This window comes from Microbacterium sp. ANT_H45B (genome assembly GCF_008369345.1).
GTDB lineage: Bacteria > Actinomycetota > Actinomycetes > Actinomycetales > Microbacteriaceae > Microbacterium.
Genome location: NZ_VOBK01000001.1, coordinates 989,227 through 1,013,225, shown reverse-complemented (window position 1 = coordinate 1,013,225; position 23,999 = coordinate 989,227). Strand labels below are relative to the sequence as shown.

At 71.3% G+C, this 23,999-nt stretch carries 23 protein-coding genes; 12 read left to right on the top strand and 11 right to left on the bottom strand.

Features of this window, described 5'->3' with window-relative positions; genetic code table 11:
* Window positions 1-197 precede the first annotated feature (197 nt).
* Window positions 198-1,910: an ABC-F family ATP-binding cassette domain-containing protein gene (locus FQ142_RS04835; protein WP_149422452.1), complete on the top strand. Its 1,713-nt coding sequence runs from the start codon at window positions 198-200 to the stop codon at window positions 1,908-1,910.
* Between the two features lie 2 nt (window positions 1,911-1,912).
* Here FQ142_RS04835 and FQ142_RS04830 read toward each other — a convergent pair whose 3' ends face one another.
* On the bottom strand, window positions 1,913-2,323 hold the full coding sequence (locus tag FQ142_RS04830) for a DUF6157 family protein (protein ID WP_056419790.1): 411 nt from the start codon (window positions 2,321-2,323) through the stop codon (window positions 1,913-1,915).
* Window positions 2,324-2,392: 69 nt separating this feature from the next.
* Between FQ142_RS04830 and FQ142_RS04825 the strand changes: the two genes are divergently transcribed.
* The 6 genes from FQ142_RS04825 (at window position 2,393) to FQ142_RS04800 (ending at window position 10,665) form a co-directional block, all read left to right on the top strand.
* The gene (locus tag FQ142_RS04825) at window positions 2,393-7,045 is read left to right on the top strand and encodes an ATP-dependent helicase (protein WP_149422451.1); all 4,653 of its coding nucleotides are present in this window, start codon (window positions 2,393-2,395) and stop codon (window positions 7,043-7,045) included.
* 34 nt (window positions 7,046-7,079) lie between these two features.
* A complete protein-coding gene (locus FQ142_RS04820; protein ID WP_149422450.1) occupies window positions 7,080-7,832 on the top strand; it encodes an EI24 domain-containing protein in 753 nt (250 codons plus the stop codon).
* Complete coding sequence (locus FQ142_RS04815; RefSeq protein WP_149422449.1) at window positions 7,832-8,605, top strand: DNA-formamidopyrimidine glycosylase family protein; 774 nt, start codon at window positions 7,832-7,834, stop codon at window positions 8,603-8,605. Before FQ142_RS04820 ends, FQ142_RS04815 begins: the two co-directional genes overlap by 1 nt.
* Window positions 8,606-8,687: 82 nt before the next feature.
* Entirely contained in the window at window positions 8,688-9,095 is a 408-nt protein-coding gene (locus FQ142_RS04810) for a DapH/DapD/GlmU-related protein (protein WP_045253907.1), read from the top strand.
* A 43-nt stretch (window positions 9,096-9,138) separates the two neighbouring features.
* The gene (locus FQ142_RS04805) at window positions 9,139-9,879 is read left to right on the top strand and encodes a LysR substrate-binding domain-containing protein (protein WP_188042309.1); all 741 of its coding nucleotides are present in this window, start codon (window positions 9,139-9,141) and stop codon (window positions 9,877-9,879) included.
* A gap of 69 nt (window positions 9,880-9,948) precedes the next feature.
* Window positions 9,949-10,665, top strand: coding sequence for a glutamine amidotransferase-related protein (locus FQ142_RS04800; RefSeq protein WP_149422448.1), 717 nt, complete (start codon window positions 9,949-9,951; stop codon window positions 10,663-10,665).
* Window positions 10,666-10,668: 3 nt separating this feature from the next.
* On the opposite strand, the gene FQ142_RS04795 is transcribed toward FQ142_RS04800, so the two are convergent.
* On the bottom strand, window positions 10,669-11,139 hold the full coding sequence (locus FQ142_RS04795) for a glutaminase (RefSeq protein WP_149422447.1): 471 nt from the start codon (window positions 11,137-11,139) through the stop codon (window positions 10,669-10,671).
* Window positions 11,140-11,216: 77 nt separating this feature from the next.
* Between FQ142_RS04795 and purU the strand changes: the two genes are divergently transcribed.
* Window positions 11,217-12,068, top strand: a complete 852-nt coding sequence (purU, locus tag FQ142_RS04790) for a formyltetrahydrofolate deformylase (RefSeq protein WP_056419764.1) — start codon at window positions 11,217-11,219, stop codon at window positions 12,066-12,068.
* A 57-nt stretch (window positions 12,069-12,125) separates the two neighbouring features.
* Here purU and FQ142_RS04785 read toward each other — a convergent pair whose 3' ends face one another.
* The gene (locus tag FQ142_RS04785; RefSeq protein ID WP_149422446.1) at window positions 12,126-13,172 is read right to left on the bottom strand and encodes an NAD(P)H-dependent flavin oxidoreductase; all 1,047 of its coding nucleotides are present in this window, start codon (window positions 13,170-13,172) and stop codon (window positions 12,126-12,128) included.
* Window positions 13,173-13,220: 48 nt separating this feature from the next.
* Between FQ142_RS04785 and FQ142_RS04780 the strand changes: the two genes are divergently transcribed.
* Window positions 13,221-13,493, top strand: a complete 273-nt coding sequence (locus FQ142_RS04780; RefSeq protein ID WP_149422445.1) for a DUF6412 domain-containing protein — start codon at window positions 13,221-13,223, stop codon at window positions 13,491-13,493.
* Window positions 13,494-13,556: 63 nt separating this feature from the next.
* Window positions 13,557-14,318, top strand: a complete 762-nt coding sequence (locus FQ142_RS04775) for a YidC/Oxa1 family membrane protein insertase (RefSeq protein ID WP_149422444.1) — start codon at window positions 13,557-13,559, stop codon at window positions 14,316-14,318.
* Window positions 14,319-14,330: 12 nt separating this feature from the next.
* Here FQ142_RS04775 and FQ142_RS04770 read toward each other — a convergent pair whose 3' ends face one another.
* The 3 genes from FQ142_RS04770 to FQ142_RS04760 all read right to left on the bottom strand — a co-directional run bounded on the left by FQ142_RS04770 (window position 14,331) and on the right by FQ142_RS04760 (window position 16,696).
* Window positions 14,331-15,317 carry an EamA family transporter gene (locus tag FQ142_RS04770; RefSeq protein WP_149422443.1) on the bottom strand — a complete coding sequence of 329 codons (987 nt, stop codon included), beginning with the start codon at window positions 15,315-15,317 and terminating at the stop codon, window positions 14,331-14,333.
* 28 nt (window positions 15,318-15,345) lie between these two features.
* A complete protein-coding gene (locus FQ142_RS04765; RefSeq protein WP_149422442.1) occupies window positions 15,346-16,230 on the bottom strand; it encodes an SDR family oxidoreductase in 885 nt (294 codons plus the stop codon).
* A gap of 118 nt (window positions 16,231-16,348) precedes the next feature.
* Window positions 16,349-16,696: an ATP-dependent DNA ligase gene (locus FQ142_RS04760; protein ID WP_149422441.1), complete on the bottom strand. Its 348-nt coding sequence runs from the start codon at window positions 16,694-16,696 to the stop codon at window positions 16,349-16,351.
* Window positions 16,697-16,820: 124 nt separating this feature from the next.
* Here FQ142_RS04760 and FQ142_RS04755 point away from each other — a divergent pair, with 124 nt between their 5' ends.
* Together FQ142_RS04755 and FQ142_RS04750 are read left to right on the top strand one after the other, a co-directional pair.
* Complete coding sequence (locus tag FQ142_RS04755) at window positions 16,821-17,342, top strand: FHA domain-containing protein (protein ID WP_056419746.1); 522 nt, start codon at window positions 16,821-16,823, stop codon at window positions 17,340-17,342.
* Entirely contained in the window at window positions 17,339-17,893 is a 555-nt protein-coding gene (locus FQ142_RS04750) for a CinA family protein (protein WP_149422440.1), read from the top strand. The genes FQ142_RS04755 and FQ142_RS04750 overlap by 4 nt, the downstream gene beginning before the upstream one ends.
* A gap of 145 nt (window positions 17,894-18,038) precedes the next feature.
* Here FQ142_RS04750 and FQ142_RS04745 read toward each other — a convergent pair whose 3' ends face one another.
* From FQ142_RS04745 to phnC, 5 genes are read right to left on the bottom strand one after another with little or no spacing between them, the layout of a single operon-like run.
* Window positions 18,039-19,127, bottom strand: a complete 1,089-nt coding sequence (locus FQ142_RS04745; RefSeq protein WP_149422439.1) for an alcohol dehydrogenase catalytic domain-containing protein — start codon at window positions 19,125-19,127, stop codon at window positions 18,039-18,041.
* Window positions 19,128-19,138: 11 nt separating this feature from the next.
* Complete coding sequence (locus FQ142_RS04740; RefSeq protein ID WP_149422438.1) at window positions 19,139-19,906, bottom strand: HAD family hydrolase; 768 nt, start codon at window positions 19,904-19,906, stop codon at window positions 19,139-19,141.
* Window positions 19,903-21,048, bottom strand: coding sequence for a TIGR03364 family FAD-dependent oxidoreductase (locus FQ142_RS04735; protein WP_149422437.1), 1,146 nt, complete (start codon window positions 21,046-21,048; stop codon window positions 19,903-19,905). The genes FQ142_RS04740 and FQ142_RS04735 overlap by 4 nt, the downstream gene beginning before the upstream one ends.
* Window positions 21,045-22,781, bottom strand: a complete 1,737-nt coding sequence (phnE, locus tag FQ142_RS04730) for a phosphonate ABC transporter, permease protein PhnE (protein ID WP_149422436.1) — start codon at window positions 22,779-22,781, stop codon at window positions 21,045-21,047. The genes FQ142_RS04735 and phnE overlap by 4 nt, the downstream gene beginning before the upstream one ends.
* A complete protein-coding gene (phnC, locus tag FQ142_RS04725; protein WP_149422435.1) occupies window positions 22,778-23,626 on the bottom strand; it encodes a phosphonate ABC transporter ATP-binding protein in 849 nt (282 codons plus the stop codon). Before phnC ends, phnE begins: the two co-directional genes overlap by 4 nt.
* Window positions 23,627-23,999: the final 373 nt, after the last annotated feature.

Sequence of the window (23,999 nt, the reverse complement as noted above, 5' to 3'; positions counted from 1 at the left end):
TCGTGGAGTCCTGTCCGCCGTGTCTGGAAGTCCTTTGATCTGATCCGTCGTTTCCGCGCCTCTTCTTCCGCGCGCTGACCCGACGATCGCCGACTCCACGGCAGACCACGCCCACCGTCTTCGCGACGGCATCCCGCTCCGGCGGGACCCTGCGGGCGCCCGGTGTCAGTGCACCCTCGCACTCGACAGGAGACACCATGTCATTCTCCGCTCTTCATTCGTCGGTCACCCTCGACCGGCTCTCTTTCGCCTGGCCCGACGGCACGGTCGCTCTCGACGCCGTCTCCGGATCCTTCGGCGCAGGGCGCACCGGCCTCGTCGGCCGCAACGGCGCAGGGAAGTCCACCCTGCTGCGCCTGATCGCCGGCGAGCTGAGCCCGACCTCCGGGTCGCTCACGACGTCGGGCGACGTCGCCTATCTCCCGCAGCAGCTCACGCTGGACACCGGCCGCAGGGTCGCCGAGCTCCTCGGCGTCGCCGACGCGCTCGATGCGGTGCGCGCGATCGGTTCCGGTGACGTCGACCCGTCGCACTTCGACACGGTGGCCGACGACTGGGACATCGAAGCGCGCGCCGAGGTGTCGCTCGCCGAGGCCGGCCTCTCGCCCGACGTCCTCGACCGCACGGTCGGGGAGCTCTCGGGCGGCGAGGCCGTGCTGGTCGCGATCGCCGGCATCCGACTGCGGCGTGCGCCGATCACGCTGCTCGACGAGCCCACCAACAACCTCGACCGTGAGGCCAGATCGAGGCTCGCGGCCATGATCGCCTCATGGAAGGGCACACTGATCGTGGTGAGCCACGACCTGTCGCTGCTCGAGCTCATGGACGACACCGCCGAGCTCTACGGCCGCACGCTGAGCGTGTTCGGCGGTCCGTACTCCCAGTGGCGCGCCTGGTTGGATGCCGAGCAGGAGGCCGCGCGACAGGCCGAGGTCACGGCCAAGCAGGAGTTCCGCAAGGAGAAGCGCCAGCGCATCGAGGCGGAGGTGAAGCTCGCGCACCGCGCCCGCACCGCGAAGAGGGCCGAGATCGAGAAACGGGTGCCGAAGATCGTCGCCCACGGACGCAGGATGTCCGCCGAGGTCTCGGCGGGGAGACTGCGCACCGAGGTCGGCGCGAAGGAGGATGCCGCCCGCGCGGCACTCGACGAGGCGGGGCGGCGGCTGCGCGCGGACGCATCGATGAAGATCGAGCTTCCCGACCCCGATGTCTCCCGCAGCCGACGGATCGCCGCGCTCGGCGACGGGGAGCGGTCGTGGATCATCCAGGGCCCCGACCGCGTCGCGCTGGTGGGGCGAAACGGCGCAGGCAAGACGACGCTGCTCGAGCGGCTGGTAGCGGATGCCGGTGGCGTTGGTGGCGGTGTTGGTGCTGGTGTGCGTGTTCGGAATTCAGCACAGATGCCGCCGATCCGTCCGACTCACGGCGCGGCGGATGCTCTCGACGATTCCCTGCTGAATGCGGAACGACCGGCGTTGACGGCGACCGCGCTCACCGATCGCGTCGGCTATCTGCCGCAGCGGGTCGACGGGCTCGACGAGGGCCGGTCGGTGTTCGCGAACATCGCGGACGCCGCTCCGCAGGTGCCCGAGAAGGAGCTGCGCAACCGACTCGCGAGGTTCCTGATCCGAGGGGCGACCGCCGAGAGACCGGTCGCCGCGCTGTCCGGCGGCGAGCGCTTCCGCGTGGCGTTGGCATCGCTGCTGCTCGCCGATCCCCCGCCGCACCTCGTGGTCCTCGACGAACCGACGAACAACCTCGACATCGACACCGTCGATCAACTGGTCGACGCTCTGCGCGCGTATCGCGGCGCCGTGCTCGTCGTGAGCCACGACGACGCGTTCCTGCGCCATCTCGGGCTCGATCTCACTCTCGAGATCCTGCCCGACGGCTCACTCGCCGAGCGGTGACCTCATGCGCGCCGACTCCGCATCGCCCTGGTATGGGCGATCGCGGGGTCGGCCGCGCGCAGCGCATAGTCGTCGGATTCGCGCGGCACCAGGGCCACACGGCCCTCGGCGTCGTGATCGATCCCCCAGCCGTAGCGTTTGCCGAGCGGTGAGGAGCGCAGACACGGCTGCCCCGTCGAGAAGAACGCGTCGCGCGCCGCGGTGTCGTCGAGAGCGATGCCACGACGCAGTGCGTGCGTCGCGAAGAGGACGTCATCGGAGGTGCGACCGTAGGGCTCTTCGGCGATCAGCCGGTAGTGCAGCGCGGCGATCGTCGGCGTATCGCCCACGGGCGGCTCTTCGGCATGATCGACCGGGCAGTCCTCGGCGACCTCGATGAAGGTGCTCAGGTAGTTCGTGGTGTGCGACGCCATGCATACAGGATGCGCCAGGCCACGGACAATGGCGAGCCCGATGTCGGTGGCCGGGGTGATGATGGAGGGATGAGCGACGTGCTCGACCGTTTCACCCCCGCCACGCAGGACTGGTTCCGGGGGGCTTTTCCCGCACCCACTCCCGCGCAGGCCGGCGCGTGGACGGCCATCTCGGCGCGCAAGCACGCGCTCGTGGTCGCTCCGACCGGGTCGGGTAAGACCCTCTCGGCGTTCCTGTGGGCGATCGACAGCGTGTTCCGCGAACGCGGCGCGGGCGCCCCGGCGGCGGTCACGACCTCGAAGGCCGCGACTTCGAAGGCCGCGATCACGAAGGACGCGTCCTCGAAGGACGGCACGTCGCGCACGCGCATCCTCTACATCTCGCCCTTGAAGGCGCTGGGCGTCGACGTCGAGCGCAACCTGCGCTCGCCCCTCATCGGGATCGGGCAGTCGGCTCGTCGACTGGGTCTCGCCGCCCCCGCGGTCACGGTCGGTGTGCGCTCGGGCGACACGACCTCGAGCGATCGGCGCAAGCTGGTCTCCGACCCTCCCGACATCCTCATCACGACTCCCGAGTCGCTCTACCTGATGCTCACGAGCCGGGCGGGCGAGACGCTGCGCGACGTGCACACCGTGATCATCGACGAGGTGCACGCGGTCGCCGCGACGAAGCGCGGCGCCCACCTCGCCGTCAGCCTCGAGCGCCTCGACGCGCTCCGCCGCTCGCACGGCCACGACGAGCCGGCGCAGCGCATCGGCCTGTCGGCGACGGTGCGCCCGATCGACGAGGTCGCGCGCTTCCTCGGCGGGGCCGCCCCCGTCGAGATCGTCGCGCCACCGGCGTCGAAGACGTTCGAGCTGGGCGTCGTCGTCCCGATGGACGACATGACCAACCCCCCTCCTCCCCCCGGTGCGCCGAAGGATGCCGGAGACGGCGCCGACGCGGAGTACACGGAGGTCACGGGCTCGGTGTGGCCGCACGTCGAGGAGGCGATCGTCGACCGCATCCTCGAGAACAAGTCGACCATCGTCTTCTCCAACTCCCGACGGCTGGCCGAGCGCCTGACGGGCCGACTGAACGAGATCTACTCGGAGCGCATCGGCGTCGCGCTGCCCGACGCGAGCGTGCCCGCCGCGATGATGGCGCAGGCGGGCGCCACGGCCGGCGCCGACCCCGTGCTGGCCAAGGCGCACCACGGTTCGGTGTCGAAGGAGCAGCGCGCGCAGGTCGAGGAGGAGCTGAAGTCCGGCATCCTCCGCTGCGTGGTCGCGACGAGCAGCCTCGAGCTCGGCATCGACATGGGCGCGGTCGATCTGGTGATCCAGGTCGAGGCTCCGCCGTCGGCGGCCTCGGGACTGCAGCGCGTCGGACGCGCGGGCCACCAGGTCGGCGAGATCAGCCGTGCGGCGCTCTTCCCCAAGCATCGCGGCGACGTGCTGCACACCGCGATCGTCACCGAGCGCATGCTGGCCGGCAAGATCGAAGCGATCCAGGTGCCCCGCAATCCGCTCGACATCCTCGCGCAGCAGACCGTGGCGGCCTGCGCGCTCGGCGAGATCAGCGTCGAGGAGTGGTTCGAGACCGTTCGCCGCTCGGCGCCGTTCCAGTCGCTGCCCCGCTCGGCCTACGAGGCGACCCTCGACCTGCTCGCCGGGCGTTTCCCCTCCGACGAGTTCGCCGAGCTGCGACCGCGCCTCGTCTGGGATCGCGACGCGGGCACCCTGACCGGTCGCCCCGGCGCGCAGCGCATCGCCGTGACGAGCGGCGGCACGATCCCCGACCGCGGGCTGTTCGGCGTGTTCGTCGCGGGCGAATCGACGGGCGCCCGTGTGGGCGAGCTCGATGAGGAGATGGTCTACGAGTCGCGCGTCGGCGACGTGTTCACCCTGGGCACGACGAGCTGGCGCATCGCCGAGATCACCCACGACCGGGTCAACGTGATCCCCGCGTACGGGCAGCCGGGCAAGGTGCCCTTCTGGCACGGCGACGGCATCGGCCGGCCGTTCGAGCTGGGCGAGGCACTGGGCCGGTTCTCACGGGAGGTGTCGGCGGCGACGCCCGAGAAGGCCGCCCAGCGACTCATCGAGGCCGGGCTCGACGAGCAGGCGAGGATGAACCTGATGGCCCATCTCACCGAGCAGCGGGAGGCGACGGGCACGCTGCCCACCGACCGCACGCTCACGGTCGAGCGCGGTCGCGACGAGGTCGGGGATTGGCGGGTCATCCTCCATTCCCCCTACGGCATGAAGGTGCATGCGCCGTGGGCTCTGGCGATCAACGCGCGCATCCGCGAGCGCCTCGGCGTCGAGGGATCCGCCGTGGCGAGCGATGACGGCATCATCGTGCGCATCCCGGATGCCGAGGCGGAGCCCCCAGGAGCCGAGCTCTTCGTGTTCGACCCCGACGAGCTCGAACAGCTGGTCACCCAGGAGGTCGGCGGATCCGCGCTGTTCGCGTCGAGATTCCGCGAGTGCGCCGCCCGAGCCCTGCTGATGCCGCGCATGAACCCGAACAAGCGCACACCGCTGTGGCAGCAGCGTCAGCGCTCCGCGCAGCTGCTGGAGGTCGCCAGGCGCCACCCGACGTTCCCGGTGATCCTCGAGACGCTGCGCGAGGTGCTGCAGGACGTCTACGACCTGCCGTCGCTGCGCCGACTCGCGGTCTCGATCGCCGATCGGCGCATCCGGCTCGTCGAGACGCAGCCCGCGCAGCCGTCGCCGTACGCCCGTGATCTGCTGTTCGGCTACGTCGGCGCGTTCATGTACGAGGGCGACTCCCCGCTCGCCGAGCGCCGGGCTGCGGCCCTCTCGGTCGACCCGGCGCTGCTGGGCGAACTGCTCGGCACGGTCGAGCTCCGCGAGCTGCTCGACCCCGAGGTGATCGCGCAGTTCGAGCGAGAGGCCCAGCGCCTCGATCCCGAGCGTCGGGCGCGCGGACTCGAGGGGGTGGCCGATCTGCTGCGCATGCTCGGCCCGATGGATGCCGCAGAGATCGACGCGCGCCTCGACCCCGAGACCGGCTCGGCGACGGAGCATCTCGACGCGCTGGTCTCGGCACGACGGGCGATCCCGGTCACCGTCGCCGGCACCACGAGGGTCGCCGCGATCGAAGACGCGGGGCGGCTGCGCGACGCGCTCGGCGCCGCCCTGCCGACGGGGATCCCCGTCGCCTTCCTCGAGCCGCTCGCCGATCCGCTCGGCGACCTCATCGCCCGCTACGCACGCACCCACGGTCCGTTCACGACGACCGCGGTCGCGACGAGGTTCGGTCTGGGCGCGGCTGTCGCCCGGCACACGCTGCAGCGCCTCGAGCACGCAGGCAGGCTCACGAGCGGCTTCTTCCTGCCCGACCCTTCGCCGGGCTCAGGGACCGCTTCGGGGGACGAGACCGAATGGTGCGACAGCGAGGTGCTGCGCCGCCTGCGGATGCGCTCGCTCGCCGCCATCCGCGGAAGCGTCGAACCCGTGTCTCCGGAGGCGTTCGCGCGGTTCCTGCCCGACTGGCAGCACCTCGGCCGCCCTCTCGAGGGGATCGACGGGGTCCTCGCCGTGATCGAGCAGTTCGCGGGGGTGCCGATCCCGGCGAGCGCGTGGGAATCGCTCGTGCTCCCCTCCCGGGTGCGGGACTACTCCCCCGCTCTGCTCGACGAGCTCACTGCGGCGGGCGAGGTCATCTGGTCGGGACACGGTACGCTTCCCGGTCGCGACGGGTGGGTGTCGCTGCATCCTGCCGACCTGGCCCCTTTCACTCTGCCCGAACCCGACGACGAGCTCGCCGCCGACTCCCTCGAGGCGCGGGTGCTCGACGCCCTCGGCGCCGGCGGCGCGTACTTCGCGGGTCAGCTCAGAGACATGGTCGCCGCCGACAACGAGCAGTCGGTGCTCGAGGCGCTGTGGAACCTGACCTGGTCTGGCCGGGTCACCAACGACACCTTCGCCCCGATCCGCTCGCTGCTGGCCGGCGGCTCGCAGGCCCACCGCGTCACTCGGCGCGCGCCGCGCACCCGCACCTACCGGGGGATGTCGCTGACGCGCACCACGACGCCCCGCCCCAGCTCCGTCGGCGGGCGGTGGTCGCTGCTGCCCGCGGTCGAGACGGATGCGGCGCGGAGGGCGACCGTGACCGCCGGGCTGCTGCTGGACCGTTACGGCGTCGTCACCCGCGGTGCCGTGCAGGCCGAGGGCGTGCCCGGGGGATTCGCTCAGACCTATCGCGTGCTCGCCGGGTTCGAGGAGGCGGGGCACTGCCGTCGCGGGTACGTGATCGAGAAGCTGGGTGCCGCGCAGTTCGCCGCCTCGGCGACCGTCGACCGTCTGCGCACCTTCGCCGGTCTCGCCGACCCGCCTCCGCGCGCCGCGGTGACCCTGGCGGCCACCGACCCGGCGAACCCCTACGGCGCCGCGCTCGGGTGGCCCAAGCGCGATGAGGTGTCGCATCGGCCGGGTCGCAAGGCCGGCGGCCTGGTCGTGCTCGTCGACGGCTCGCTCGTGCTCTACCTGGAACGGGGCGGGCGCACCGTGCTGTGCTTCTCCGACGACACCGACGTGCTGCGGGCCGCGGCCTCGGATCTGTCCGCGACCGCCAGGGCACGCCGCCTCGACACGCTCACGGTCGAGAAGGTCAACGGCGACGGCGTCTACGGCACCGACCTCGCGGTGGCCCTCCAGGAGGCGGGTTTCGTGGCGACTCCCCGCGGCTACACACTGCGCAAGGCGATCTGACGGCTGCCGTGTCGAGTGCTCCTAGGCTGGGTCCATGATCCGCGAATTCGCCGAAGGCGTCCGCCTGCTCCTGCGCGGCTTCGGCACGTGGCGTCGCCGACCCGGCCTCATGGCGCTCGGCCTCGTGCCCGGCGTGATCGCCGCGATCGTGCTGCTGGCGGGGCTCGTGCCGCTCGCCCTCTCGCTCCCTGTCGTCTCCGACGCCCTGACCCCTTTCGCCGACGGCTGGGCCCCGGAGTGGCGCACGGTGCTGCGCCTCGCGGTCGGCGTCGTCGTCTTCGCGGCGGCGCTCGCGCTCGCGAGCGCCGTGTTCAGCGCTCTCGCCCTGGCGATCGGCGACCCGTTCTATCAGCGGATCTGGCGTGCGGTCGAGATCGACCTCGGTGATCCGCCGCCCGCCGACGGCGGCGGTTTCTGGACGGCGGTCGGCGAGGGCATCCGCCTCGTCCTGCTCGGCATCCTGATCGCGATCCTGGTGCTGCTGCTCGGGCTCGTCCCGCTGCTCGGCGGGTTCCTGGGTCCGGTCTCCGGAGTCGTGCTGTCGGGGCGCATGCTCGCACGCGAGCTCACCGGTCGCGCCTTCGACGCGCGCGATCTCAGCCCGGCCGACCGTGCCGCCCTGTTCCGCGGAAGCAGAGCGCGGGTCCTCGGGTTCGGCGTCGCGACGCAGCTGTGCTTCCTGATCCCCGGCGGTGCCGTCGCCGTCATGCCCGCCGCGGTCGCCGGAGCCACGACGCTGGCGCGCACGATGCTGCAGCGCACTCCGCTCCCCACGGTCACCGGCTGATGCCCGAGGGCGATACCGTCTTCCGCGCCGCCAGACGCCTCGAGGAGGCCCTGGTCGGCGGCGAGGTGACGCGCTTCGATCTGCGCGTCCCCCGCTTCGCGACCGCTGATCTGACCGGCCAGCCCATCGTCTCCTCCGTGGCGCGCGGCAAGCATCTGCTGCTGCGCATCGGTGACAGCACGCTGCATTCCCATCTGCGCATGGACGGCGCCTGGCTCGTGTACAGCGCGGGCGAGAGATGGCGGCACCCCGCCTTCAAGGTGCGCGCCATCGTCGGGACGGCACAGCAGGAGGCCGTCGGCATCGACCTCGCGGAGATCGAGCTGGTGCCCACGCGCGACGAGGAGGAGCTGGTCGGACACCTCGGCCCCGATCCGCTCGGCCCGGACTGGGATGCCGCGGAGGCCGTTCGACGGGTCGCCGCCGACACCCGCAGCATCCACGTGGCCCTGCTCGACCAGCGCAACGTCGCGGGCTTCGGCAACGAGTATGCGGCAGAACTCCTGTTCCTGCGCGGAATCCTGCCCACCACCCCGGCACCGGAGGTCGATGTCGCCGCCCTGATCGAGCTCGGCGTGCGGACGATCCGCGTGAACCGGGATCGACGGCACCGGACGTTCACAGGTGTCGACCGACCCGGTCAGGGCACCTGGGTCTACGGGCGGTCCGGACGCCCCTGTCGTCGCTGCGGAACACTCATCAGACGCGGTGAACAGGGTGCCGATCCCACTCGTGAGCGCATCACCTTCTGGTGTCCGAACTGTCAGAGATGACCCGCATCCATTCTCGGGAATGAACCGGGCCCACCCGTGGTTATTGATATATCCGGAGAACTCCGGAACACGGGGAGGAATCGTGGGAAAGAACTACGTCGACATCGAGAACGACCAGGGAGCCACGCTGCGCTACCGCAAGCACGCGAACGGTCGAGGTCTCGTCGCACACGGCGCGAAGGTCCATCCGAAGGCGCACATCGAGGCAGGCGCGTACATCGAGCCCGGCGCACGCATCGGCGCCGGTGCCACCGTCGCCCGTGGCGCCTGGATCGAACCGGATGCCGTGATCGGCGAGGGTGCGCACGTCGACGCGCACGCACACATCGGCCAGGGTGCCGCCGTCGGAGACGGCGCGCACATCGGCGTCCGCACCGAGGTCGGGGCGGGTGCGCGGATCGTACGCGGCGCGCGCATCGGCGACGACGAGACGGTCGCGGCGGGTCTCACCGTGGCGACCGACCCGAAGGGCCTGTGGCTCGCGGCCTGAGCCCGGCCCGCCGCCCGCCGATCGGGCGGGTACCCTGAATCACATGGCGACTCAGGGACGACGACCGGCGGGACGCGCCGGGAAGGGCTCTCCGGTGCGCCGCAACAGAGCGGCACCCGCCCAGCGGTTCCCGCCGCCCAAGCCCCCGAAGAAGACCGCGAAGGTCGTGTTCGACGAGCCGGTCGACGCTCCCGAGGAGCCGCGTACCTTCCGTCTCGGCATGGTCCCCGGCGCGACGCCCGGCAAGTGGATCGACGCCTGGAAGCAGCGGATGCCGCATGTGCCGCTCGAGCTCGTGACGATCGAGGTCGCCGATCAGCGCTCGGCTCTCGATGACGTCGATGCGGCTCTCGTCCGCCTGCCGCTGGCCGGCGACGAGCTGCACGTGATCGCCCTCTATGACGAGACCCCCGTCGTGATCGCCTCCCGCGAATCGCACCTGCTCGCCGCCGACGAGCTCACCATCGCCGACCTCGCCGGTGAGATCGTGATGGTCCCGTCCGACGATCCGCTCGGGCCCCTGGATATCCCCGGGGCGCTGGCGCCCCGTTTCGCCCCGATGCCGGTGTCCGACGCCGTGGCGACCGCCGCCGCCGGAACCGGCATCCTGATCGTGCCGCTCTCGCTGGCGCGACTGCACAAGCGCAAGGACGCCGACCACCGCCCGCTGACCGACGGGCCTCTCTCGACGGTAGCGCTCGCCTGGCGACGCGAGCACACCACCGCCGATGTCGACACGTTCGTCGGGATCGTGCGCGGACGCACCTCCAACTCCTCGCGCTGAGACCCGGCCCACCCCGTGCACGGTCGGCTCGCGACGTCGAGCCCTCCGCCTCGTCGTTAGACTCTCGTGGTGGCCTCGCTTCTCTACGTCTGTGTGCGCCCCGAGCTCGGGGCGGCCGACGCCGAGCACGCCTCGTTCCGTCGGGCGCTCGACGTCGACGTCGTCGACCGGCTCGACCTGCTCACCGAGCGTCTCGATCCCGCGCGCCTCGCCCGGTACAGCGGCGTCGTGGTGGGCGGCTCGCCCTTCAACGTGAGCGACACCGAGAAGTCCGCCGTGCAGCTGCGGGTCGAGGCCGATCTCGCGCAGATCGCCCGCCGGGCCATCGATCGGGAGATCGCCGCGTTCTTCACCTGCTTCAGCATCGGGGTCGTCACCCGGATGCTCGGCGGCGAAGTCACCTCGGACACTCCCGAGTCGGCCAGCGCCGCGGTGATCTCGACGACAGACGAAGGCGCCGCCGACCCGGTGTTCGGCCCGAGCGCTCCCTCGCTGACGGTGTTCACCGCGCATAAGGAGAGCGCGGTGCGCCTGCCCGACGGCGCCGTGCTCCTCGCGACGAACGACACCTGCCCGGTGCAGGCCTACCGGGTCGGCTCGCATCTCTACGCGGCGCAGTTCCACCCCGAACCCACACCGCGGGACTTCGCCGACCGCATGACGTTCTATCGCACCACGGGCTACTTCGCTCCCGAGGAATTCGACATCGTGCAGAGGCAGGTTCTGTCTGCCTCGGTGACGGAGGGCGCGGCCCTGCTGCGCCGCTTCGCGGAGACCTTCGGCTGAGACTCAGCCCTGCAGCAGAGCGATCCGCTCACGCAGATATGCCTCCAACGGCATCCATCCGCCGGCGGTGCTCCACCGCACCGAGGCCACCCCGTCGATCGTCGAGAGCGGACCGGATGACCCCCCGGCATCCACCGCGTCCACGTCGACCACCGTCCAGCCGACATGCGCGACGGCTCCTTCATCGAATCCGCCCCGCAGCGCCAGTGCCCGCCGTTCCGCACGATCCCGTGCCGACTCTGCAGTGTATCCGCGGCGTCCGGGGTCGGCCGCACGCAGCACCTCCGCCGTCGCGAGGGCGTGGGTGTCGGTGACCAGCAGCACTCCGAGGTGCCAGGCGTCGCCGACCCGGACGATGCGCCGGCCGCGCCAGCGGGAGTCGCGCTCCTCGCCCAGCCCCTCCTTCGGCGCTCCGACGAGCGCATCCCGCGCCTGCGAGAGGAGCTGCGACGCCGACGCCCGTGACTCGTGCATCCCTCCAGGGTAGGGGCGCGATTCGCCCGGTGGTCGCATCCACGGCAGAATCGATGCACACCCCTCGAGGAGCCCCCATGTCTCAGCCCGACACCGCCCGCCTGCTCATCGCCTGCGACGACCAGCCAGGCATCGTCGCCGCCGTCGCCGGCGTGCTCTCGACCCACGGCGCCAACATCATCTCGCTCGACCAGCACTCGACCGATTCCGAGGGCGGTCGGTTCTTCCAGCGCACGGTCATCCATCTCCCGGGCCTGTCGGCGGCGCGCCCCGCGCTCGAGGCCGACATCGCTCAGGTCGCCGAGCGTTTCGGCATGGAGTGGTCCCTGCACGACACCGCCCGACGTAAGCGCGTCGCGATCTTCGTCTCGAAGTACGACCACTGCCTGCTCGAGCTGCTGTGGCGCACGCAGCGCGGCCAGCTCGACATCGACATCACCATGGTCGTGTCGAATCACCCGGACCTGGCCGAGTCGGTGCGCTCGTTCGGCGTGCCCTTCGTGCACATCCCCTCGGGCGACAAGGAGTCGATGGAGCAGCGCCAGCTCGACCTGCTGCGCGGCAACGTCGACCTGGTGGTGCTCGCGCGGTACATGCAGATCCTCACCGACGACTTCATCACGGGCCTCGGCGCTCCCGTGATCAACATCCACCACTCGTTCCTGCCCGCGTTCATCGGCGCGAACCCGTACGCCAGGGCCAAGGACCGCGGCGTCAAGCTGATCGGTGCGACGGCGCACTACGCCACGGCAGACCTCGACGAGGGCCCCATCATCGAGCAGGACGTGACCCGCGTGACTCACGCCGAGTCGGCTGCGCAGCTGCAGAGCCGCGGCGCGGACGTCGAGCGGCAGGTCCTCGCCCGCGCGGTGCAGTGGCATGCGGAGGACCGCGTGATCGTGCACGGCCGCTCCACCGTCATCCTCTGAGTCAGAGCCTGAGCCTGAGCGGCCGGTCAGGCTCAGCCTCGTCGGAGGACCTGCGATTCACGTCCTCGGCGGCACTCCGGCGACGAGCTCCGCGAAGGCCTCGGCGGCGGTCGGATAGTCCGCGAGCGGGGCACCCTGTCCCATCCACAGCGACTGCAGCTCGCCCAGGCCCTGCTCTCCCGCTGCGGTGCGGAACCGCCCGGTGAGCCAGTTCTGCATCGGGAACGGAGCGATCGTCCCGCTCGCCTCGATGGCACGGACGACGCGGTTGCGGGCGCCCCTGGCCAGACGGCCGCTCATGGCACGGGTGAGCACGGTCTCCTCCGCGGAGGTGGAGCGGATGGCCTCCCGATGCGCGTCGTTCACCGCCGATTCCGCGGTCGTGAGGAACGCCGTCCCCACCTGCACCGCGGACGCGCCGAGGGCGAACGCCGCGGCCACACCTCGCCGGTCGGAGATGCCGCCCGCGGCGATCACCGGCACGTCCACGGCATCGACCACCTGGGGCACCAGCGCCAGCACGCCGACGAGGGAGTCCTCGGCCCGGCGCAGGAACGACACGCGATGGCCGCCCGCCTCGAGTCCGGTCGCGACGACGGCGTCGACTCCGGCACCGGCGAGCGCGACGGCCTCGGCGACGGTCGTCGCCGCTCCCACGACGCGGATGCCGCGGCGGTGCGCCTCGGCGACCACGTCGTGCGACGGCACTCCGAACACCACGCTGAGCACGGCGGGCGCGGCCTCCCAGATCGCGTCGAGCTGCTCCTCGAGAGCGGGCAGGTAGGCCTGCGGCCGCGCAGGCACCTCGAGTCCGACGGCCTCGTAGAAGGGCTCGAGCGCCTGCGCGAAGACGGTGTGCTGCGGGCCGGGTGCGACCTCGTCGCCGGTGGGCAGCCAGACGTTCAGCGCGAACGGCCGAGATGTCGCCGCGCGCAGGTCGTCGACGGTCGAGCGGATGCGGTCCGCACCGTAGCCGTAGAGGCCGAAGCCGCCGAGTCCGCCGGCCTCGCTCACCGCCGCGGTCAGCGCCACCGACGAGAGTCCGCCGAACGGACCGAGGAGGATCGGATGCTCGATGCCGAGCAGCTCACGAAGATCAGCCATGCCTCGAGGGTATCCCCGCGGTGCTACGCTCGCCTTCAGGAGGCGCGCATGAGCGAGTGGTTCGGGCAGATGCTCGGCGTCGTCGCGGCCACCCTCGGGATCGTCGCCGTGCCGGATGCGGCCGCCCTCGGTCTCGCCATCGCCCTGGTCGCCCTCGCGACGCTGACGATCGTCGTCGCGCTGAGCCTGGCGCCGCCGTCCGCGAACAGCGCACCGCATCCGCTCAGGGCGATCGACGTGTCCGCGTTGCTCGCCCAGAGCGATCCTGATGCCGCCGGTCATCCGCGCCCCCGTGCGCCGGGAGTCGCCGCCGCCGTGTAGTCCGCCCTCGTGCGGGACTGCGCGGCCGTCGCCGACCCTCCCGCCACACGAACGGACACCTGCATGGACATCTTCGCCTTCCCTCCACTGACCCTCCTCCTCGACGCCGCATACGGCGCCCTCGCCGGACTCTCCTCCGCCGTCGAGCCCGTTGCCGGAGCATCCGCCGCCGCCCTGGCCGTGGTGCTCGTCACCCTCCTCGTGCGCGCCCTGCTGATTCCCGTGGGGTTCTCCCAGGCCAGAGCCGAGCAGACGAGGGCGCGCCTCGCGCCCCGACTGCGCGAGCTCCAGCGCCGCCACAAGAAGAACCCGGAACGCCTGCAGAAGGAGATGCTCGAGCTGTACCGCTCCGAGAACACGTCGCCCTTCGCGGGCATGCTGCCGGTGCTCGCGCAGGCGCCCGTCGTCGGCATCCTGTACACCCTGTTCCTCCGCCCCGAGATCGCCGGGCACCCGAACGACCTGCTCACGCACGACCTGTTCGGCGCGCCGTTGGGCACCAGTCTCGTCTCGGCGGTCTTCAGCGGCAGCGCGTCACCGAGCACTCTGCTGGTCTTCGGAGCCCTGATCGTCGTGATGATCGGTGTGGCCGAGATCTCGCGCCGTGTCTTCCGCCCCACCCCGATGGAGGGCGATTCGCCGCTGAACTCCCCGACGATGATGCGCGTCACCGGGGCGCTGCACTATCTGACCGCCGTGTTCGCGGCGTTCGTGCCCCTCGCGGCCGCGCTGTACCTCACGGTCACCGTCATCTGGACCCTCGTGCAGCGGGTGCTGCTGCGACGCCGATACCCGCTGCCCCTGCCGGCATCGGTCGCCGCCTGATGCGCGGCGCCCTCAGCCGGGAAGAGGGATCGGCGCGGTGAACGGCCCCGTCTCGTCGGAATCCGGACCGACGTCGGGGGCCGGGCCGCCGTCGGGATCCGCGCCGTCACGGCGCGCGTCGGCATCCGCTCGGCGCCGTCCGCTGTGCACGCCCAACGTGGTGCCGACGCTGGCGACGATGACGAGCGCGATCGCCAGCATCCGAAGCGGGGTGGCGTTCTGCCCGAGGATCAGCCACCCCGCCAGCGTCGCGAAGGCGGGCTCGAGGCTCAGCAGCACTCCGAACACCCGCTGCGGCAGACGTCGCAGCGCCGCGAGCTCGAAGCTGTACGGGACGACCGACGACAGCACGGCGGTGATCGCGGCGAGCAGCAGCAGCTGCATGTCGCCGGCGACCGTGACCGCGGCGGGCACGCCGACCGGGATCAGCAGCACCGCCGCGACGGCGAGACCCACCGCGAGGCCGCCGCTTCCGGGGATGAGGGTGCCGACGCGGGCGCTCATGCGGATGTACATCGCCCAGAACGCGGCGGCGATCAGGATGAAGAGGAGCCCGAGCGGATCCAGCGGTTCGGACCCCACCAGGCCGTCGATGCCCAGCAGCACGATCCCGAGGAGCGCGAGCGCGACCCACGCGGCGTCGCCGAGACGCCGGGTCAGCACGGCTGCGAGCACCAGAGGCCCGAGGAACTCGATCGCGACCGCCGGGCCGAGGGGGATGAGATCAATCGCGGCGTAGAAGAAGCCGTTCATGCCCGCCAGCGACAGCCCGAACAGGGCGGCCGCGGTCCACTGGGTACGGTTCCACCGCACGGGTCGAGGTCGCGCGATGACCAGCAGCAGCACCGCCGCGATAGCGACGCGCAACGAGGTGACGCCCCAGGGGCCGAGCACGGGGAACAGCTGTGCGGCGACCGCCGCCCCGAACGGGAGGGAGAGACACGAGCAGACGACGAGCACCACGCCCACGAGCGGACGGGACGACGCGGACTGCTGCACCCGTCCAGCCTAGGGTGCCGTCACGCTCTCACAGATGCTTGCCGCCGGTGACCGCGATCACCGCACCGGAGGTGTACGACGACTCCGCGGACGCGAGGTAGACGTAGGCGCCCGCCAGCTCCGCCGGCTGCCCTGCGCGGCCGAGCGGGGTGTCGTCTCCGAAGGTGTTCAGGCGCTCCGCGCCCCATCCGGTCGCGGGGATCAGCGGTGTCCAGATCGGACCGGGGGCGACGGCGTTGACGCGGATGCCGCGCTCCCCCGCCTCCTCGGCCAATGCCTTCACGAACGCCACCTGCGCGGCCTTCGTCATCGCGTAGTCGATCAGGCCGGGAGACGGCTCGAACGCCTGCACGGACGAAGTCACGATGATGCTCGACCCCGGAGCCAGATGCGGGTACGCGGCGCGTGCCGAGTAGAGCAGACCGAACAGGTTCGTCTCGAACACCCGGCGGAGTCGATCCGTCTGCAGGTTCTCGAACCCGTCGATGTCGTGCTGGTAGGCGGCGTGCAGCACGAGGATGTCCAGGCCGTCGAACGCGCTCCTCGTCTCGGAGACGACGTCCGTCGCGAACGCCTCGTCGCGCAGATCGCCCGCGATGCTCAGCGCCCTCCGGCCCTCTGCACGGATGAGCGCCACCGTGTCGTCGGCATCCTCCTGCTCCTCGGGCATGTGGACGATCGCGACGTCGGCGCCCTCCCGGGCGTAGGCGATGGCGACCGCTCGTCCGATGCCCGAGTCGCCTCCGGTGATCAGCGCACGGCGTCCTTCGAGGCGTCCGTGGCCGACGTACGACTGTTCGCCGTGGTCCGGTCCGGGGCGCGTCTCGTCTGTCAGTCCCGGCTGGTCCTGCTGCTGGGCGGGGAAGCCCTCCTGGCGATGCTGGGTGCGGGGGTCGGGCGCGGTGTCTGCCATGGTGTCTCCTCGTCTGCGCTGCGCGTCTGCTGATGGGATGATCCATCGACCTTCGCCGCACGGACGGAGACTCGGCAGGGGGTTGACAACCCCCGGCCGGTCGCGAGAACGGACGCGGTCAGAGGTGCGGATGATCCGCCGGATCGGCGCCGGCCGGAACCCCCGTGGCGTCCTGAGGCTCGGGGACCATGTGCAGGCCGCCCGGGGCGTTGGCGGTGAAGGCCAGGGCTTCGATCCACGCCCGGTTGATGGAGGGCTGACGGCTGCCGAAGTACTTGAACACGAGCGAGCTCGCCGGATGGATCCACACGGTCGTGCGTCCGCCGCCGACGCTGGCGTCCTCTCTCCAGCTGAAGGAGAACGGCTCGGCGCGGCGCAGCTTCGCGGTGATGACGAGTTGCAGGTGCGTGAGGGCGCGATCCTCGATCTCGGTCTTCACGCTGCCCTCGTAGATGAACTTGCCCATGCGACTCTCCTCGCTGTTCCTGGCGTCGCGTCGAGCATATGTGAGGATCCGTGAGCGAAGTCAACCCCCTGCGAAGGGGTGCCTCCGGCGTCTACCCTGGGGAGAAATGCGAGGAGGCGGAACCATGAACGCTCGACACATCGACGACCGGCCCGACGAGGGATACACCCCCACGACCACTCACGCCGAGTTCGGTGAGGGCAACCCACGCCTTCGCGTATCGCGCGACGATCTCCGTTCGGAGTTCGCGCTCGACGTCGACGTGGTGCGGATCGGCTCCTCGCCCGACAATGAGCTCACTCTCGACGGATCCGACGCGGTGCACGCGACGATCACGCATGACGACCGCGACGAGTATGTTCTCGAGATGCACGGCGACGGCGAGATGAACACCAACCCCGCCGCCGACGCGACGCACCCCGGCGAGCGCATGCAGACCCTGCGCACCGGCGCCCGCTTCACGGTCGGCGACTGGGAGCTCGTGTACGCGCGAGACGAGTTCGCCGACCACGGCCGCCCCTACGGCGGACGCCTGGGTGGCGAGTACTCCGACCAGCCCCTGCAGCCCGAGCGCCCGGACTACTCCGACGAGGCCACGGTCGAGTCCGACGCTCCCACGCACGCGGACTCCGCCGAAGAGCAGTGACGACGGAGAACTCTCCCCTCGACCGACTCAGCTCGCTCGACCGACTCAGCTCGCTCGACCGACTCAGCCAGGTCGCCGCGGAACGCGGGCTGCGGATCTGCGTGGTCGAATCGCTGACATCGGGGCGCCTGTCGAGCACGGTCGGGGCGGGTGCCGATGCCGGCGACTGGTTCGCCGGCGGCCTCGTCGCCTACCTCACCGACGTCAAGGAGCGCATGCTCGGGGTCACCCCGGGAACGGATCCCTGCTCGGCGGAGTGCGCGGAGCAGCTCGCGGCGAACGGGCGGCAGCTGTTCGACGCCGACCTCTGCGTGTCGACGACGGGTGTCGGCGGACCCGATGCCGAGGGCGGTCACGATCCGGGAACGGTGTTCCTCGGGTGGGCCACCGACCACGGCGTGGGGCATCGGATGCTCGCGCTCACCGGCGACCCGGCCGAGATCCTCGACGCGACCGTCGACACGGCGGCACGGCTGCTCGCGTTCCACGCCGAGGGTCTGCACCCGGCAGGCCCGCGGCGCAGCGGATCGGCTGCGCTGCCCACAGACTGAGCTGCCCACGGGCTGAGCTCCCCACAGGCTGAGCTGCCCACGGGCGACGGGCTGACTCCGCAGCTCCGCGATCTCCTGAAGCTCTGAGATCTCCTGAGGCTCTGAGATCTCCTGAGGCTCTGAGATCTCCCGCGGCGCCGCGATCTCAGAGCCGTGGCACCAGACCGACGCGCAGGGGCGCGCCCGGCGCGGATGCCGCCGCGATGGCCTCGTCGATCGCGGCCAGCTGCCGCACGTCGCCGACCGCGTCGGCGAACGGGTATGCGCGACCGCGACCGGCCAGGAACACGACGGCCTCGGCGAGCTCCGTCCCGGTGTAGTTGTGCACCCCGGTGACCGTCACCAGCCGGCGGACGATGCTCTCGGCATCCAGCGCCACCGGGTCCGCGGGGAACACGCTGCCGACCAGCACCACCGTCCCGCCGGTGGCGACGCCGGCGAGAGCCTCCGCGACCGCGTGCCCCGAGGCCTCGATCACGACATCCGGATCCCGATCGAGCGTCTCCGCCCCGAAGCGTGAGGCGAGCGCGAGGCGCGAGGGCGCGGGGTCGAGGACCTCGACGATCGCGCCTCGGTCGGCGGCGATCGCGGCGGCCGAGAGGCCGACGAGCCCTGCTCCGTGGATCCGCACGGCGGCGCCCTCGAGATCGTGGTCGCGCGCGGCCCGTGCCACGGCGGCCCAGGCGGTGGCGGTCGCACACGACGCCGGAGCGAGCACGGCAGCCGGCAGAGACTCGGGCACGCGGACGATCGCCGAGCCCTCGCGCACCTGCACGTGCGTGCCGAAGCCACCGGAGAGATCGCCGTGCACCCCGATGCGGTCATGGCCGTACTTGCCCAGCGTGCGGCACTTCTGCGGCAGACCCCGCACGCACCGGTCGCAGGCGCCGCACGAGACCGTCACCGACCAGACCACGCGGTCGCCGATGCGCAGCGCCGTGCCGTCGACCGCGGTCGCGCCGGCGTCACCGATCGCGATGATCCGCCCGACGCTCTCGTGGCCGAGCACCAGCGGCGTCGGGGCGGAGCGGTGGCCCTGCACGGTGTGCACGTCGGAACCGCAGATCGTCGACATCTCGACCGCGACCAGCACGTCCTTCTCACCGAGCGCCACCCCCGGCACCGCGATCATCTCGTGCGGATGCCCCTCGCCGATCCACACCATGGCGGTGGCCGCGGGGCGCAGCGTGACATCTCGACGATTGCCGGGCGGTCGGGTCAGCAGAGTGCCCATGTGCACGCGACTCAGGCGGTGCGGGCGAGAGCGAGCAGCCCTCGCTCGGCGAGCGCGCCGCGGAGTCCGGTGACATCGGCGAGCACGGCATCGGCCCCGGCGGCGGCGAGGGTGCGCAGGTCGTGCGCTCCGGTGAGCACTCCGGCGACGAATCCCGCACCGGCCCGACGCCCGGACTCGACGTCGCTCACGGTGTCACCCGCCACGGCGACGGCCGACATCGATGAGGCCTGCGAGCGGATCGCCGCCGTGAGCACGAGGTCCGGAGCGGGGCGACCGCGCCCCGCGTCGATCGGCGACAGCGCCAGGTCGACGAGGTCGCGCCATCCCAGGCCCTCGATCAGGGCGTCTCTGGTCACCGGCGCGAACCCCGTGGTCAGCACCACGGTCAGACCGGCATCCTTCAGATCCTGGATCGCCTCCGCCGCCCCGGGTATCTCCGAGACCCCCTGCTCGGCGACGATCTCGGCGTACGCCGCCTCGAACGCCGCGGTGGCGCGCTCGGCGGCCGTGCGGTCGCCGCCGGCGAGATGCGTGAAGACATCGATCTTGGACTGGCCCATCGTCGCGCGCACATGGGCGAGAGCGTCGTCCCACGGTATCCGGTCGGCGACACCCGTGCGCTCGGCCGCACGCCGGAACGCGGTCTCGACCACGCCGTCGTCGACGACCGTGGTGCCGGCCATGTCGAGGACCACGAGTTCTATGGGCTCGGCGGTCAGGCGGGACGCGGTGGGCGGAGCCGCCGGGTGCAGCGAGGAGTCGGACGAGATGGTCATGGTGTTCCTTCCAGTGCGGGTGCCCACCCGAAGGCGGCGGCGAGATTCTCTTCGGCGAGCCCCAGCCCCGTGGTCATTCCGATGCCGGTGGTCGCGGCGAGCACCAGCGTCCGCTCGTCCGGTGTCCGGATCAGGAAGTCCTGCGCCGCCGTGGCGTAGACGCCCTGCCACCGCTCGAGCACCCGCGGCGTCGGCATCTCGAACAGCGCCTCCGCCTCGGCGAGGAACGCGGCGAAGGCGGCCTCGGGCTGGAACGGTGACGGCGAGACGGCCGAGCTGTGCGAGTCGCCGATGATGAGCGTGCCGTCCGGCAGCTGCGTGTACATCTGATTCAGGTCGAGAGCGGCGAGGTCGGGGCGCTCACCGTGCAGGCGCTCCCGCAGGGCGGTCGCCGCGTCACCGTCGGCGAAGCGCCCGTACCGCACGAGCGACCAGCCCGTGAGCACCGGGGCCGAGAGCGGACGCGGCATCGAGACGGCCGCGCGCATCATGTCGAGCGCGCAGCGGATCACGCCGGCCGTCTCCGCGATCTCGGGCATCAGCTGGTCGATGTCGTGGTTCACCGCCACCACCACCGCGCCGGCGGTGAGCGACCCTCTGCTGGTCTCGACGCGTCCGCCCGCCACGGAGGTCACCGCGGTGCGGAACCGGACGTCGACGCCGAGCGTCGCCAGATGGCGGACGATGGCCGCGGCCGCGGCACGCGGATCGGTCTGCAGGTCGGGTTCGATGTGCGCGCCGCCGACGAGATGCTCTGCGCGCAGCGGCGCGAGTCGCCGCAGCTCGTCGGTCTCGAGCATGCGGATGCCGCCGTCTGCCGCCGCCCGTTCGAGCACCGCGATCTCGTCGGCGTGACGGGCTGCGACCAGGGTGCCGGATTCGCGCAGCCAGAAGCCGGCATCGCGCGACAGGCGCAACCACAGCTCGCGGGACGCGTCCGCGTAGCGCCGCGCCTCCCCCGCCTGCGCGCCGATGCAGAGGTGGCCGAAGTTGCGGATCGTCGCCCCGGCCGGAGCATCCGCTCTGTCGACGACGATGACGCTCAGCCCTCGTCGCGCGGCCGCATAGGCTGCGCCGAGACCGACGATGCCGGAGCCGACGACGACGACATCCGCCGTGTCGGTGAGTGCGGCGCGGGTCATCGGAACACCTTGCGCATCCACATCGCGAGTCCCTCGACGACCAGCACCGTCACGAGGATCATGAGCACGATCGCGGTCACCGTCTCGTAGCGCGATCCTTGGCTGGCGTTGAGCAGGTAGTAGCCGACCCCGCCACCGCCGACGATGCCGAGGATGGTCGCCGCACGGATGTTCGTGTCGAGCATGTAGAAGCTGTGTCCGATCAGCGCCTGCATGCCCTGCGGCACGGTCGCCGAGGCGTAGGTCTGCAGTCGGGTGGCGCCGACGGCGCGGAGAGCACGCTCGGGGCCTCGGTCGACCTCTTCGAACGAGTCGGCGATCAGCTTACCGAGCAGTCCGATGCCGCCGATCGCGAGGGCGATGACGCCGGCCTGGGCGCCGAGACCGGTGATCACCACGAGCACGATCGCGAGGATGAGCTCGGGGATGCCGCGGATGCCGACCAGCAGGAATCGCGCCGCGCCTCGCGCACCCGCGCTCGGCGCCACGTTGCTCGCGGCCAGCGATCCGAGGATCAGCGAGGGCAGCAGGGTGAGCACGGTGGCCGCGAGAGCGATCGCGACGGTGTCGCGCATGGCGCTGAACATCGCGGAGGCGTCGTAGCTGCCGAACGACGGCGGCCAGAACTTGGCGGCGACCTCGGGGAGCCTGCCCCAGAACGTGAGGAAGTCCATCCAGTTGATCTGGCTGACGACGACGCTGCCGATCACCACGAGCACGGCGATCGCGACTCCCGCCGTGTTGCGCACGCGCTCCGCCGTCCACGGCCGACGCACCGCGGTCTGAGGGGAGACCGCCCACGCCGGACCGGTGGTCGTGGAGTCGCTCGCCCGGTCGCCGAGGCGGGGGTGGATCAGTCGGTCGATCCACGAGCGGGTGTGCTTCTGCTGCCCGAGCATCGCGCCGCGCACCATGCTCGAGACGATCTCCATCACGACGCAGAGTATGAAGATCACCAGGGCGATGCCGAGGCCCTTGCCGTAGTTGAGCGCCTTGAACGCGTACGACATCTCGAGCCCGAGCCCCGCGACGCCGACGTATCCGAGGACGACGCTCCCGCGGAGGTTGATGTCGTTGCGGTGCAGCACGGTCGCGACCCAGCTCGGGAGCACCTGCGGCAGGATACCGGCGGAGAACTCCTGCATCTTCGATCCGCCCGCGGCACGGATCGCGAGCCGGGGGCCCTCGTCGACCTGCTCGATCGCGTCGGCGAACATCTTCGAGATCATGCCGATCGAGTGGATGCCGATCGCCAGGATGCCGGGGAGCGTGCCGAGCGAGAACATGAGCACGAACGCCATGGCGAGCACGACGTCGGGAAGCGCACGGGTGAGGACTCCCACGAATCGCGCTGCCGCGCGCCATCCGTTGCCGGGGGTCGTGTTCGATGCGGCGAGATACGCGATCGGCACGGACAGCACCGCGGCGAGCAGGGTTCCCACCAGCACGAGTCCGACGGTGAGGGCGATCAGCCAGGCGAGATCGCCCGGCTCCGGGAAGGTGAGCCCGCCGACACGGGCCATGAAGTTCTCGGCGTTGCCCCAGCTCTGTACCATCGCGGGGATCGAGATGCCCACCTCGTTCACGGCGAGGATGCCGAGGACGACGAGAGCGAGAAGAGTCAGCCCTGCAGCGATGCGCTCGGGCGAGATCGGACGCCGCGGGGCGCGATCGGCGACCGTCTCGGAGGTGGAGGCCGCGCGGGCCCGGGGAGCGTCGGAGATCAGAGTCATGAGACCGGGGCCCTGTCATGGTCCGTCACGTCTGCGGCGATCTCGATGAGCTCAGCCTGCACGGCCGTGATCTCGGCGGTCGTCGTGGCGACGCGGCCGTAGATCTCCATGACCTCCGCCTTGGTGAGATCGGTGGTGGGGGTATCGAGCACGATCTCACCGTGACGCAGGCCGATGATGCGATCGGCCCAGGAGATCGCGAGATCGACCTGATGCAGGCTGCAGACGACGGTGAGGCCCTCGTCGGCAGCGATCTCGCGGATCAGCGCCATCACCTGGTCGCTGGACTCGGGGTCGAGTGATGCGACAGGCTCGTCGGCGAGCAGGATGTCGGGCTTCTGCATGAGAGCTCGCGCGATCGCGACGCGCTGCTGCTGACCGCCCGAGAGGGTGTCACTGCGCTGGTAGGCGCGGTCGAGCAGGCCGACGCGGTCGAGGTGCCCGAGCGCACGGAGCTTCGCGGCCTTCGAATAGCCCCACAGCCCGAGACGCGGCCCGCTGACCTCGGAGAGCGACCCGGTGAGGACGTTCTCGAGGACGGTGAGGGAGGGCACGAGTTCGAACTGCTGGAAGATGAAGCCGACGCGGCTGCGGAGCCTGCGCAGCGCCTTGCCCCGGAGGGTCGGCACGTTCGCACCGAGGACCTCGATGTCGCCCGATGTCGGGAGCTCGAGTCCGTCGAGGTGGCGGAGCAGCGTCGACTTGCCCGAGCCGGAGAGGCCGAGCAGGACGACGATCTCGCCACGGGAGACCTGCAGCGACGCGTTCTTCAGCGCCGTGGTGGAGCCGAAGGTCTTCGTCACGCCGTCCAGGCGGATCAGGGCATCGGATGCGGAGGCAGTCATGTCGTGGCTTTCTGTGTCGTCGTGGATGATGCGGGCCCTTCGTCTCGCTTCGCTCGCTCAGGAACCGGACTCCCACCCGGACCCGAGCGAGAACCCGCCCGGACTCCCACCCGCCCCCGCCCCCTGAGCGAGGAGCGAAGCGACGAGACGAAGGGTGTCCATGCGAACCCCCACCCGGACACGAGCACGCCCCCGCCCCCTGAGCGAGGAGCGAAGCGACGAGACGAAGGGCGTCCATGCGAACCCGCCCCCGGACTCCCACCCGCCCCCGCCCCCTGAGCGAGGAGCGAAGCGACGAGACGAAGGGCGTCCGAGCGAACCCCCACCCGGACCCGAGCACGCCCCCGCTCCCTGAGCGAGGAGCGAAGCGACG